Raw genomic sequence first — 13,352 nt, 5'->3', positions numbered from 1 at the left:
ACCCGGAGGTCCGGCCGGCCGCGGGGTCCGTGCGGGGTGTTACAGCGCCGGGTGGGCGTTCTTCAGGAGCTCCTGGAACTGGGCCGAGAACCACTGGCCCGAGATCGGGGCGTCCGGCAGCGCGCCCGACATGCTGTTCCCGTTACGGGCGTTGCCCGTGTACGTCGGGTCGCACATCCGGTCGAAGCCCTTGCCCTCGTTGTTCGGGATCTCCTTGCTGGCGCCGTCGGACTCGCCCGGGGGCTTGACCCAGACGTACGCGTCGATGCCCGCGGCGGGCGCCGCCTGGGGCCGCTCGCCGAGACCGGCACCGGACTGGTTGCACCAGTTGCCGAGGTGGATGCGCCGGTCGTACTTGCCGCCGTCGACGTAGGTGTCGACGGAGGTCGTCGGGCCCGCGGCGGTGGGCCGGGCGGTGCCGCCCCAGCCGTTGCGTGAGGTGTCGATCAGCATGCCGAGGCTGCTGTCGAAGCCGAGCGAGACCAGCTTGGTGCGCATCGCCTGGGCGTACGACAGCTCGTCGGTGTACCGGTTCCAGTCGACCCACTTCGACTGGCGCACGGAGACGCCGTTCACGCTGTCGCCGATCGTGAAGTGGTCCTCCTTCAGGGCGCTGTAGTTGGCGGTGTTCACGATGAAGCCGTGGACGTTGGCGACCGTGGAGCCCTCGGCCGTGGCGGCCTGCTTGAACAGCTCGGCGGAGGCGCCGAAGTTGTCGTCCCAGCCCAGCCAGCCGTGGTGCCCGGCGTCCACGTAGTTGTAGACGTTGCCGATCGCGCCCAGCTTCCTGAGCGCGTAGCCGACGCCCGTGATGTAGTTGCCGTTGGCCTTCATGACGTCGCAGTTGGCCGTGGCGGTCGGGCGTCCCGAGACGTTGGTGACCAGGTTCGGCAGCGAGTCGATCTCGACCGTGGTGACGATCCGCAGGCCCGCGTACTTCGAGTCGGCGAGGATCGCGGCGATCGGGTCGATGTACTCGGTCTTGTAGCGGCCGATCTCGGTCGGGCCGAGTTCGCCGTTGGAGGCGAGCGCGGCGCAGTCGCGGCCGGGCAGGTTGTAGACGACCAGCTGGACGACGAGTTCGCCGGAGCCCTTCTGCCGCAGGGCCTCGTCGAGGTGGGCGCGCAGGCCCATGGAGGTGGCGGAGCCGTTGACGGCGGCGATCCGGTCCAGCCAGACCGCGGTGGGCTGGTTGGAGATCTTGGTGCCGCCGGGCTCGGCCGCCACCTTCGCGGACCATTCGGGGTTCACGTACACCTTGGCGCCGGCGTACGGGTTGTCGGCCCTGGTGCCGGCCGGCGGTGTGGTCGGGGGTGTCGTCGGCGGTGTGGTCGGGGGAGTGGTGGGCGGGGTCGTCGGGGGTGTCGTCGGCTCGGTGGCGCCGTTGCAGACGACCCCGTTGAGCTTGAAGGACGCGGGCACGGCGTTGGTGCCGCTGTAGGAGCCGTTGAATCCGAAGGAGGTCGAACCGCCGGTGGACAGGGTCCCGTTGTAGGAGAGGCTCTTGGCGGTGACGGCGGTGCCGGACTGGGTGATGGTGGCGTTCCAGCCCTGGGTGACCTGCTGGTTGCCGGCGTAGGTCCACTCGAGGGTCCAGGCGGCCACCGGGTCACCGGTGTTGGTGACGGTCACGTTGGTGCCGAAGCCGGTGTTCCACTGGTTGGTGATCTGGTAGTCGACCTTGCAGCCGGGGGCGGCGGCGCCTGCGGTGGCGGTGCCGAGGACGGTGGCGGTGGCGCCGGTGGCCGTGATGAGGCCGAGGGCCGCCAGGAGGGCGGTGCGGCTGGTGCGGCTCATGCGGGTGGGGGTTCCTTTCAGGGGGTGAGACCGCGCAGGTGATCGCGCAGTCCGATGCCGAATGCGGTGGGCGTGCCGTCGTACGAACTGATCAGCGCGGGACCGGAGGCGCAGTTCCAGGTGTTCCAGGTCCAGCCCAGGTACGAGAGGCCGCGGTCGTCGAACCACTTCATGACGCGGTCGATGAACGCGTGTCCGCAGGTGTTCTCACCGATCTCGCCCGCGAGGAGGGGAACCTCGGCGGCTACCGGGGCGAGGGTGTCGTTCCAGCACGTCTCGTCGGCGCAGGTGTTGAAGTTGTAGACGTGCCAGGCGGCGGCCAGATTGCCCGCCGGGTCCGTGGGGCGGTACGCGAGCCACCGGCTCAGGTCGTTGGAGTACGCGATGCCCGGGACGAGGACGAGGTTCTTCGCCCCCGTGGCCCGCACCGCGTCCAGCAGGTCCTGCATGCCGGCGACCTCGTAGCCGATGCCGGGGCAGGTGCCGCCGTCGCGCCAGCAGGACCAGGCCTGGGTCGCGGTGGAGGTCGCCCGGTCCGGATAGGGCTCGTTGAACAGGTCGAAGACGACCCGCTTGTCGTTCTTGAAGGTGTTCGCCACCGAGGTCCAGAACGCCGGTGTGTACCGGGCGCCGGGCATCGGCTTCTGGCAGGAGGCGTGGACGTCGGCGCAGCCCGCGGAGTTGCCCGTGTACTGGCCGTACGTCCAGTGGAGTTCGACCACGGGGGTCATGCCGTGCGCGAGGACCTTGCCGACCAGGTCCTTCACGGCGTTGACGTAGTTCGCGCCCCGGTACTCGGGCCTGATGTTGTCCAGGCCGAGCCAGCACTCCTCGTTGAGCGGAATGCGGACCGTGTCGGCCTTCCAGTCGGCGATGGCCTTGACGGAGGCGTCGTCGGCCGGACCGTCCCAGATGCCGTGGCCCTGGACGCACATGAACTCGCCGCCGGAGCGGTTGACGCCGAGCAGGCGTCGGGTCGCGCCGTTCTGGTCGGTGAACCGGTTGCCGGACACGGTGAGTTCGGGCGCGCCGGAGACCGGGGTCGGCGTCGTCGGGGGAGTGGTGGGCGGGGTGGTGGGTGGCGTGGTCGGTGGTGTGGTGGGCGGGGTGGTCGGATCGGTGGGCGTGGGCGTGGGCGTGGGAGTGGGAGTGGGAGTGGAGGGCGTGCCCGGGGAGCACGGCGTGCCGTTGAGCGTGAATGCGGTCGGGGCCGCGTTGGTCCCCGACCAGGAGGCGATGAAGCCGCCCGTGACCTTCGCGCCCGTGCCGAGCACGGCGTTCCAACTCTCGTTCACTACCGTGACGTTGGTGCCCGACTGGGACCACCTGCCGCCCCAGCCCTGGCTGACGACCTGGCCGGCCGGGAAGGCGAAGCCGAGGCTCCAGCCGTTCAGCGCGGCGCTGTCGTTGGTGACGGTGACGGCACCCTGGTAGCCGCCGGCCCACTGGCCGACGACCGAGTACTCCACCGTGCAGACGGGTGCGGCCGCGGCTCCTGAGGCCGTACCCATGAGGGCGAACGCGGTGCTCGCCATCGTGAGCGCCGCTCCGGAGAGCAGCGCGGACAGACGTGGGGGATGTCGCATGAGCGAGTCCTCGCAGCGAGGGCACACCCCTGACGGTGTGCCGACCGGACGGATTCGCTCCCACTGGTCGGGCAGACCGTAGCGTCAACTGCCGCCAAGCAAAAGAGGTGTTGGGCAAATTGCCCGCCGATCGCCTTCGACTCTTCACGCACCTTGACGCCGATGCGTCCCAACTGCACAGTGGGAGCGCTCCCACTGGTTCAGGGCTTGTCTCCGCGCACGTTTCGCTCTTCGCTCCCCCGACCTCCGAGCCGCGAGGAGAACCACCCGCATGCCACGCCTCCGACCACGCACGCGACCACGCCGGCAACTGACCGCGCTGGCCGCCGCGCTCTCCCTCCCCCTCGGTCTCACGGCCGTCGGTGCCACCCCGGCCCAGGCCGCCGACGTGCGGTGCAGCGTCGACTACAAGACGAACGACTGGGGTTCGGGCTTCACCGCCGAGCTCACCCTCACCAACCGCGCCACCACCGCGCTCAACGGCTGGACCCTCACCTACGCCTACGCCGGCGACCAGAAGCTCACCAACGGCTGGAGCGGCGTCTGGTCACAGTCCGGCAAGAACGTCACGGTGACCAACGCCTCCTGGAACGGCACCCTCGCCGCCGGGGCCGCCACCACCATCGGCGCCCAGTTCACCTACAGCGGTGCCAACACCGCTCCCACCTCCTTCGCGGTCGACGGCACCCCCTGCACGGGCGCCCACCAGCCGCCCGTCGCCGTCCTCACCAGCCCCGCACCGGGCGCCGTCTTCACCGCCGGCGACGCTGTGCCGCTCGCCGCCACCGCCGCCGCGGCCGACGACGCCACCGTGAGCAAGGTGGAGTTCTACAGCGACACCGCGCTCCTCGGCACCGACACCACCGCGCCCTTCACCTTCGGGGCGGCCGGACTCGCCACCGGCACCCACTCCCTCTACGCCAAGGCCTACGACAGCCTCGGCGCCTCCGCCGAGTCCGCGCCCGTCGGCATCACCGTCGCCGCCGGCCCCGCGCTCGTCGCGGCCCCGAGCCGGCTCGGCGTACGCCAGGGGGCCACCGGCACCTTCGACCTGAAGCTCTCCACCGCCCCCACGGCCGACGTCACGGTGAGCGTCGCCCGTACCTCCGGCACCACCGCCCTCACCGCGACCCCCGCCTCGCTCACCTTCACCCCGGCGAACTGGAACACCGCCCAGAAGGTGACCGTCGCCGCCGCGGCCACCGGCACCGGCTCCGCCGTCTTCACCGCGACCGCACCCGGCCACGCCAAGGCCGAGGTCACCGTCGCCCAACTGGCCGCGGACTCCACGTACGACGCCCGCTTCCTCGAGCTCCACGGGAAGATCACCGACCCGGCCAACGGCTACTTCTCGCCCGAGGGCATCCCGTACCACTCCGTCGAGACGCTGATCGTCGAGGCCCCCGACCACGGTCACGAGACGACCTCGGAGGCGTACAGCTACCTCATCTGGCTCCAGGCCATGTACGGCAGGATCACCGGCGACTGGACCGAGTTCAACGCCGCCTGGGAGACCATGGAGAGATTCATGATCCCCACCCATGCCGACACCCCCACCACCGGCTCGTACAACGCCGCCAAACCGGCCACGTACGCCCCCGAGTGGGACCTGCCCTCGCAGTACCCGGCGCGGCTCGACTCCGGAGTGACCTCGGGCTCCGACCCGATCGCCGCCGAACTCAGGAACGCGTACGGCACCGACGACATCTACGGCATGCACTGGATCCAGGACGTCGACAACGTCTACGGCTTCGGCAACGAGCCAGGAAAGTGCTCCGCCGGTCCGACGGCCACCGGCCCCTCGTACATCAACACCTTCCAGCGCGGGCCCCAGGAGTCCGTCTGGGAGACCGTCACCCACCCCACCTGCGACGACTTCGGCTACGGCGGACGGAACGGCTACCTCGACCTCTTCACGGGGGACGCCTCCTACGCCAAGCAGTGGAAGTTCACCAACGCCCCCGACGCCGACGCCCGCGCCGTCCAGGCCGCCTACTGGGCCGACCTCTGGGCCAAGGCGCAGGGCAAGGGCGGCCAGGTCTCCGCGACCGTCGGCAAGGCCGCCAGGATGGGCGACTACCTGCGGTACGCCATGTTCGACAAGTACTTCAAGAAGGCCGGGAACTGCGTCGGCCCCACCGCCTGCCCCGCCGGCACCGGCAAGGACAGCGCGCACTACCTGATGTCCTGGTACTACGCCTGGGGCGGCGCGACCGACACCTCCGCCGGCTGGTCCTGGCGCATCGGCTCCAGCCACGCCCACAGCGGCTATCAGAACCCGCTCGCCGCCTACGCGCTCAGCGAGTACGCCCCGCTCAGGCCCAAGTCGACGACGGGCGCGTCCGACTGGGCGACCAGCCTCGACCGGCAACTGGAGTTCTACCGCTGGCTCCAGTCCGACGAGGGCGCCATCGCGGGCGGCGCCACCAACAGCTGGCAGGGCCGCTACGCCGCCCCGCCGGCCGGCACCCCCACCTTCCACGGCCTCTTCTACGACGAGAAGCCCGTCTACCACGACCCGGCGTCCAACCAGTGGTTCGGCTTCCAGGCCTGGTCCATGGAGCGCGTCGCCGAGTACTACCGACAGACCGGTGACGCCCAGGCGAAGACCGTCCTCGACAAGTGGGTCTCCTGGGCGCTGTCCCAGACCACGGTCAACCCGGACGGCACCTACCGCATCCCCTCCACCCTCCGGTGGTCCGGCGCGCCCGACACCTGGAACGCGGCGAACCCCGGCACCAACGCCGGCCTGCACGTCACCGTCGCCGACTACACCGACGACGTCGGCGTGGCCGCCGCCTACGCCAAGACCCTCACCTACTACGCGGCCGAGTCCGGCCACGCCGAGGCCGCGCGCGTCGCCAAGGCCCTCCTCGACGGCATGTGGGACCACCACCAGGACCCGCTGGGCATCGCCGTCCCCGAGACCCGCGCCGACTACAACCGCTTCGACGACCCCGTGTACGTACCGAACGGCTGGACCGGCACCATGCCGAACGGCGACACGGTGAACAGCTCCTCCACCTTCGCCTCGATCCGCAGCTTCTACCGGGACGACCCGGCCTGGCCGAAGATCGAGGCCTATCTGGCGGGCGGCGCCGCGCCCGTCTTCACCTACCACCGGTTCTGGGCCCAGGCGGACATCGCCCTGGCCATGGGCGCGTACGCGGAGCTGCTCGAATAGCAGCCGCCCCGCACGGAGCGGCTCCGCGTACGACGAGACCGGGCGGACCCCGAGAAGGGGACCGCCCGGTCTTCCACGCACCGGGTGAGCACGCGTACTCCGTGGTGAGCACGGATCCTCCGTGGTGAGTACGTGCACTCCGTGGTGAGTACGTGTACTCAGGTCACGCCATCCCGCCTCCTCCATGCTGATGCGCGACCGCACACCCGTCTCGGGGGGAGACACATGACCCACGCCCTGCACCTGCGCACCGCCACGCCCCAGGACCACGACTGGATCCACGAGCTGCGCCACCGGGTGTACGCGGAGGAGTTGGGGCAGCACCCGGTGGACCCGTCGGGGAGGCTGAGCGACGGGCTGGACGGCGACAACGTGTACCTCGTGGCCGCGCGCGGGGAGACACGGATCGGCTTCGTCAGCCTGACCCCGCCCTGGGTGGGCCGCTACTCCCTGGACAAGTACCTGACGCGCGAGGAGCTGCCGCTCCTGACGGAGGAGGCGCCGTTCGAGATCCGCGTCCTGACCGTCGAGGAGCGCTGGCGCTCCACCGCGGCCGCGCCGCTCCTCATGTACGCGGCGCTGCGCTGGGTCGCCGCGCGGGGCGGCCGCCACGTGGTGGCGATGGGCCGCACGGAGCTGCTCGACATGTACCTCGCCGCCGGGCTCAGGCCGGTGGGGCGCACGGTCCGCTCGGGTGCCGTCTCGTTCGAGGTGCTGAGCGGTTCCGTGGCCGAGCTGACGAGAACGGTCGCGGAGCGCCACGGCCGGACGCTGGAACGGCTGCGGGCGGACGTCGACTGGGAGCTGGACGTGCCGTTCGCGCCGCGTGCGGACGGATGTGAGCACGGCGGTGCCTTCTTCTCCGCGATCGGCACGGACTTCCGCGACCTGGCCCGCCGTCACGAGGTGGTCCCCGCCGATGTGCTGGACGCCTGGTTCCCGCCGTCGCCCCGGGTCCGCGAGGTCCTGACGGAGGACCCGGGGTGGGCGGCCCGGACCTCCCCGCCGACGGGGGCGGAGGGGCTGCTCGCGGAGCTCGCGGAGGTCCGCGGGCTGCCGGTGGAGTCGCTGGTCGTCGGGGCGGGCTCGTCCGACCTGATCTTCCGGGCGTTCGGCCGGTGGCTGACCGCGGGGAGCCGCGTGCTCCTGATCGATCCGAGCTACGGCGAGTACGCCCACGTCACGGAGCGGGTGATCGGCTGCCGGGTCGACCGGCTCCGGCTGCGCCGGGAGGACGGCTGGCTGCTCGACCCGGCCCGGCTGGCCGCCGCGACCCGGGACGGACGCTACGACCTCGTGGTCGTGGTCAACCCGAACAACCCGACCGGCCGCCACGCTCCCGCCGACGCGTTGCGCGCGGTGATCGAGGCCTCGCCCGCGCGGACCCGGTGGTGGATCGACGAGGCCTACCTGGGCTACGTCGACCCCGAGGACTCGCTGGCCGGGCTCGCCCCGGTCGACCCCCGGGTCGTGGTCTGCACCTCGCTGTCGAAGATGTACGCGCTGTCGGGGATGCGGGCCGCGTACCTGGTGGCGGACCCGGACACGGCGGGGGAGTTGCGGCGGTGGACGCCGCCGTGGCCGGTGAGCCTGCCGGCCCAGCTGGCCGCCGTGACGGCGCTCCGCGACCCCGGGTACTACGCGGAACGCCGGGCGCGCACCGCCGTACTGCGCCGGGAGCTCGCCGCCGCCCTCGCGGAGCTCGACGGGCTGTCCTCGGTCGACGAGGGGGTGGCGAACTTCGTCACGGTGTCCCTGCCACCGGACGGGCCGAGCGCGGCCCGGCTGGTGCGCGAGTGCCGCCGCCACGACGTGTACCTGCGGGACCTGTCGCCGATGTCCCCGGCGTACGAGGGGCGGACGGTCCGCATCGCCGTCCGTGACACGGCGGAGAACGCGCGGATCGTGGCCGCCTGCCGGAGCGCTCTCGAGGCGCTGCGCGCGCCGGTGGCGTCGGGCGCGTCCGGCGGGCGGGTCTCCCGGTGACGACGGTCGCCGGTCTCGTGCCCCACCTCGGCGGTGCGCTGGCGGTCGGGGGGCTCGCGGTGGCGGCGACCCGGCGGCGTGAGCTGATGGTCCGCTGGTGCGTGTGGGCGCTCGGAGTGCCGCTGGTCACGGCGGCGTTCTGGTGCGGTCCACCGGGGATCGCCGTGCTCGCGTCCCTGGTGGGAGTGGTCGCCGTGGCCGAGTTCGGCGGGCTGCTGAGGCTGGGTCCGGTGGACCGGGCGCTGCTCGGCACGGCCGTCGTCGGGCTCGTGCTGACCGTCTGGCTGGCACCCGGGGAGGTCCTCCGGGTGGCGGCGGCCGGGGCGCTCGTGATCGCCGGGGCGCCGTTGCTTTCGGGCGACGCGGAGCACGGGCTGCGCCGCCTGGGGGCGGGGCTGTTCGGGCTGGTGTGGCTGGGCGTCCTGGCCGGTCTCGTGTCGGTGGGCGTCCTCGGCCTGGTGCTCTTCGTGGCCGTGTCGGTCGCCGACATCGTGGCGTACGCGGCGGGGCGCCGTCTCGGTGGCCCCCGGCTCTCCCCGCTGTCGCCCGCCAAGCGGTGGAGCGGCACCCTGGCCGGGGCCGCGGCCGGTCTCGGCGCGCTCGCCGCGCTGTCGTCCCTGACGTGGCAGACGGCGCTGGCCGTCGCGGTCGGCGGCCCGCTCGGGGATCTGCTCGAGTCGATGGTCAAGCGGGGCGCCCACGCGAAGGACGCCGGGCGCTGGCTGCCCGGCTCCGGTGGTCTGCTCGACCGGATCGACTCCCTCCTCGTCGCGCTGGCGGTGCTGTTGGTCCTGGGCTGAGGTGCAGGGACGTGGAACCGGGGGCCCGGGGGACCTGGGGGATCGTCCCGGAGCGTCCGCTCCGGCAGGCCGGGGACGGAGGGCGCCACCCTTGGACGTACTGGCCGAAACGCACCTACTATGCCGATGATCATCGCCGCCGTGACGCGCACGGCGGCGTCACCGTATCCCGGGGGGGATGTCATGGACGCCTACAACGTGCCGGTCGGACCGGCCGCCGTGCGGGGCCCGCGCTTCAGATTCCGCAACCCGATCGGACCGGCGCTCGTCGTCCAGTCGCTGATCGCCACCCAGGCCCTCACCGACGTCTACATCATGGCGACCGGCGGCGAGGACTCGCCGTGGCTCGCCGAGGACATGGTGCCGTTCCCGGCCGTGCTCCAGGTGTCGTGCTGGGTCGCGTTCCTCGTCTGGTTCTTCCGCGTCCGCAGCAACGCCGAGGTCCTCGCGCCGGGCAGCCACAAGTACCCGGTGGGCTTCGCCATCGGCGCCTGGGCCATCCCGCTCGCCATGTGGTGGCTGCCGCGCCGCATCACCCTGGACATCCACCGGGCCGGCGGCCCGCCGCGCGACGCCTGGCTGATCAACGCCTGGTGGTTCGTCTGGCTCCTCGACGGCCCGCTCTCGGTCGCCTTCCACTTCCTGGTCCTCGACCACTTCGACTATCGCAACCCGGTCGACCAGAGCCTCAACATCCTCTGCGCGATCCTCGCCATCGCGATGATCCGCCGGGTGACCGCCGCCCAGCCGGCCGGGCCCCTGCCGTACTTCAACATGACCTGAGAAAAGCGGAGAAGCCCCGGACCCGTCCGGGGCTTCTCTACGTTCGGTCGGTGAACCGGGCCTCAGCTCCCGCCTGTCGGGATCACACCGCAGGCGGCGCCGCGGCCGGGGCTCGGAGACCGGGTGACGCGGTTACGCGATCGGCGTAGAAAGCGCCTTCCGTCCGGAGCTCGTCCTTTCGGGCGCGACGCCCCGGCCAACCCCGCCCGCCCGCACGGTGCTTGGGTGCTTCGCGGCCCGTCTGGACAGCTCGGCGAGCGGCCGCTTAGGGTCGGGTTCCGAATCACCGACGGGCGGCGTACGCCCGGAACGCCCGGAACGCCGGGAACAGTCGAGGAGCGCGCACGTGGTCACCCTCGCCGATGTCGCCCGCCACGCCGGGGTGTCGGCCAGCACCGTCAGCTACGTGCTCAGCGGCAAACGCTCCATATCCGGCCCCACCCGCGAGCGGATCCAGCACAGCATCGACACGCTCGGCTACCGGCCGCACGCCGGCGCCCGCGCGCTCGCCAGCAGCCGTACCGGCATCCTCGCCCTGATGATGCCGCTCCGCACCGGTCTCCACGTGCCGGTCATGACGGAGATCGCGATGGCCGTCACCGCCACGGCCCGCTCCCACGGCTACGACGTCCTGCTGCTCACCGGCGAGGAGGGCCCCGAGGCGGTCCGCCGCGTCGAGGGCAGCGCCATCGCCGACGCCATGATCGTCATGGACGTCGGACTCGACGACCCCCGGCTGCCCTGCCTCCAGGAGGCCGAGCGGCCCGCCGTCCTCATCGGTCTCCCCACCGAGACCGCCGAAGCCGTCGACACCGCCGGACTCGACTGCGTCGACCTCGACTTCGAGGCCGCCGGCGCGCGCTGCGTCGAGCACCTCGCCGGCCTCGGCCACATCGGCGTCGCCGTCCTCGGCGAACCGCCCGCCGCCCACGAGCGCGGTACGGGCTTCGCCGCCCGCACCCTCACCGGACTGCGCGCCGCCGCCCGGACCCAGGGGGTCGGCCTGCTCCACCGGCCCGTCGGCAGCACCTACGCGGCCGTCGCCGCCGTCGTCACCCGCGTCTTCGAGGAACGCCCCGGAACCACGGCCCTCGTCGTCCAGAACGAGGCCGCGGTCGAGCCGCTGCTCGCGCTCCTGCGCCACCAGGGCCGCGCCGTGCCCGAGGACGTCTCCGTGGTCGCCGTCTGCCCCGAACAGGTCGCCGTCCACGCCTCCGTACCGCTCACCGCCGTCTCCGTCCCGGCCCAGGAGATGGGCCGCCTCGCCGTCGAACGGCTCGTCGGCCGCCTCGCCGGGGAGCAGCCCAGGGGTGCGGAGCTCATCCCGCCGCTGCTGACCGCACGCGCGAGCACCGGCCCCGCCCCCAGCGGCCCTGCCGCCGGGTCCGCCCTGCCCGGACCCCGCGGGCCCGGCTCCGCTCCCACCGAGGACCGTCGTGGTCGCGGCGGGCACTGAGGCCGAGGGCGACGCGGCCGAGTTCCGGGCGTTCTTCGAGCGCCACTACGCCGAACTCGCCCGTCTCGCGCACCTGTTGACGGGCGAGACCGACGCCGCCGACGACCTCGCCGCCGACGCCATGCTCGCGCTCTGGCAACGCTGGGACCGGGTGCGCGCCGCCGATCATCCCGCCGCCTACGCCCGCGGTGTGGTCGCCAACCTCGTCCGCACCCGGATCCGCGGCACCGTCCGGGAGCGCCGCCGCATCGCCGCGTTCTGGGACCGGCGCCCCGACCACACCGAGGACCCGGACGTGCCCGCCGTCGTCGACGTGCGGACGGCGCTGCGCGCCCTGCCGTTCCGCAAGCGCGCCTGCGTCGTGCTCCGGCACGCCTTCGACCTCTCCGAACGCGACACCGCTCTCGCGCTCGGCGTCACCGTCGGTACGGTCAAGAGCCAGACCGCCAAAGGCATGGCCGAGCTCCAGCGGCTGCTCGGGCCCCGGGCCGCCGACGAACTCGCCGCGGGGAGGCGCTGATGGACGAGACACGGCTCCGTCGCGAGCTGCGGGACGCGGCGCTCGCGCACCGGCCGGACCACTCCCGCATGCTCGCCCGGGTGGAACGCGGCATGGCCGCACCCGCGGCCCGGCCTCCCGGGCCCGCGACCCGCTGGACCGGGCGCCGCTGGGCGGCGGCCGTCGCCGTCGTGGCGGCCGCCGCGGGGGTCGTCGGCATCGGTGGTCTCGCGGCCACCACGCTGAACGACCGGCCCACCGCGCCCGCCTCCACGCTCCCCGCGCCCGGCCCGAGCGCCCGGGCGACCGCCACGATCGACCCCGGCGGCAACCGGTGGTGGGCGCAGAGCGATCTCGGCCTGACGACGGACACCACCGTCAGCGGCCTCACCGTCGAGCTGAGGATCGTCCGCACGCCCGGCGTCGTGAGCACGGGCCACTGGCGTACCCGCCCCGCCGAGGACTTCGCCGTGACGGTGACCGAGGAGGGCCGGGAACTGGTCTACCGCTGGACGCTCAAGCCCGGCCGGACGGTCCCGTCCGGTGCCCATGTCTTCGCCGGCCAGTACAACCACGCCGAAGGGGTGCGGGACGCCTCGGCGGACACGTACACCGTCGTCCTGACGGGTGCCGACGGCGGCCGGTCGACCCTGCGCGGCGCCTTCGGGCCGACCCGGCCGGAGTGACGGCCGCCCGGACGGTGGCCCGGTCGGCCGGGGTCAGACGCCCGTCGTGGAGCCGGGGCGGACGATCATCAGGACGACGACCACGGCCCAGAGGACGTTGAACATCCCGGTCACCATGGACAGCCGGGCCGCGACGGGCCGCGCCGCCTCCTCGGTGGCCGCGCCCTCGGCGAGGGCGAGCAGACGCCGCTGGCCCGGCAGAACGGCCAGACCGAGCAGGGCCGCGGCGGCGACCGTCAGCACGAGCGAGACGATCAGCCACGCGTCGGTCAGCACGCCCAGCTGGGCACCGGTGGCGATGCCGAACACCGGCACGACGACCCCGGCGACGGCGTACCCGGTGCAGACCCGATGGAGGAGGACGGCCGTCCCCGTTCCCTCGGACCGGCCCTCCCGCTCCTCCTCGCCGCCGCAGGCCCGGAGCGCGAAGCGCGGGAACATCGAGGCGGCCACGGTGATCGATCCGACCGTGACGATCGCCACCAGGACGTGGACGGACAGCAGGAATTCGGTCACGGCGCATGCCTCCGGACGAGAGCGGGATGTTCTGGCTGCCAATAGGTTGGCTACCAATA

General features: G+C 72.7%; 10 protein-coding genes. 7 read left to right on the top strand and 3 right to left on the bottom strand.

The window, feature by feature from the left end:
* Window positions 1-39: 39 nt before the first annotated feature.
* Both ACFQ79_RS23535 and ACFQ79_RS23530 read right to left on the bottom strand, forming a co-directional pair.
* Window positions 40-1,797 carry a glycoside hydrolase family 6 protein gene (locus ACFQ79_RS23535; protein ID WP_383586552.1) on the bottom strand — a complete coding sequence of 586 codons (1,758 nt, stop codon included), beginning with the start codon at window positions 1,795-1,797 and terminating at the stop codon, window positions 40-42.
* Between the two features lie 17 nt (window positions 1,798-1,814).
* Entirely contained in the window at window positions 1,815-3,383 is a 1,569-nt protein-coding gene (locus tag ACFQ79_RS23530) for a cellulase family glycosylhydrolase (RefSeq protein ID WP_383586550.1), read from the bottom strand.
* Window positions 3,384-3,654: 271 nt separating this feature from the next.
* Here ACFQ79_RS23530 and ACFQ79_RS23525 point away from each other — a divergent pair, with 271 nt between their 5' ends.
* The 7 genes from ACFQ79_RS23525 to ACFQ79_RS23495 all read left to right on the top strand — a co-directional run bounded on the left by ACFQ79_RS23525 (window position 3,655) and on the right by ACFQ79_RS23495 (window position 12,777).
* Entirely contained in the window at window positions 3,655-6,567 is a 2,913-nt protein-coding gene (locus ACFQ79_RS23525; protein ID WP_383586548.1) for a glycoside hydrolase family 48 protein, read from the top strand.
* A 225-nt stretch (window positions 6,568-6,792) separates the two neighbouring features.
* Window positions 6,793-8,553 carry an aminotransferase class I/II-fold pyridoxal phosphate-dependent enzyme gene (locus ACFQ79_RS23520; RefSeq protein ID WP_383586546.1) on the top strand — a complete coding sequence of 587 codons (1,761 nt, stop codon included), beginning with the start codon at window positions 6,793-6,795 and terminating at the stop codon, window positions 8,551-8,553.
* The gene (locus ACFQ79_RS23515; protein ID WP_383586544.1) at window positions 8,550-9,353 is read left to right on the top strand and encodes a phosphatidate cytidylyltransferase; all 804 of its coding nucleotides are present in this window, start codon (window positions 8,550-8,552) and stop codon (window positions 9,351-9,353) included. Before ACFQ79_RS23520 ends, ACFQ79_RS23515 begins: the two co-directional genes overlap by 4 nt.
* A 183-nt stretch (window positions 9,354-9,536) precedes the next feature.
* Window positions 9,537-10,136 (top strand): DUF4328 domain-containing protein, encoded by a 600-nt coding sequence (locus ACFQ79_RS23510; protein ID WP_383586542.1) that lies wholly within the window; start codon window positions 9,537-9,539, stop codon window positions 10,134-10,136.
* A gap of 346 nt (window positions 10,137-10,482) precedes the next feature.
* Entirely contained in the window at window positions 10,483-11,592 is a 1,110-nt protein-coding gene (locus ACFQ79_RS23505; RefSeq protein WP_383586540.1) for a LacI family DNA-binding transcriptional regulator, read from the top strand.
* The gene (locus ACFQ79_RS23500; RefSeq protein WP_383586538.1) at window positions 11,573-12,112 is read left to right on the top strand and encodes a SigE family RNA polymerase sigma factor; all 540 of its coding nucleotides are present in this window, start codon (window positions 11,573-11,575) and stop codon (window positions 12,110-12,112) included. The genes ACFQ79_RS23505 and ACFQ79_RS23500 overlap by 20 nt, the downstream gene beginning before the upstream one ends.
* Window positions 12,112-12,777, top strand: coding sequence for a hypothetical protein (locus ACFQ79_RS23495; protein WP_383586536.1), 666 nt, complete (start codon window positions 12,112-12,114; stop codon window positions 12,775-12,777). The genes ACFQ79_RS23500 and ACFQ79_RS23495 overlap by 1 nt, the downstream gene beginning before the upstream one ends.
* 33 nt (window positions 12,778-12,810) lie before the next feature.
* On the opposite strand, the gene ACFQ79_RS23490 is transcribed toward ACFQ79_RS23495, so the two are convergent.
* Entirely contained in the window at window positions 12,811-13,293 is a 483-nt protein-coding gene (locus tag ACFQ79_RS23490) for a hypothetical protein (protein WP_383586534.1), read from the bottom strand.
* Window positions 13,294-13,352 lie beyond the last annotated feature (59 nt).

Origin of the sequence: Streptomyces sp. NPDC056480, assembly GCF_042795405.1 — a bacterium.
Lineage (GTDB): Bacteria > Actinomycetota > Actinomycetes > Streptomycetales > Streptomycetaceae > Streptomyces.
Note: the sequence above shows the minus strand (reverse complement) of the source record. Positions and strands in the feature narration are given on the sequence as shown.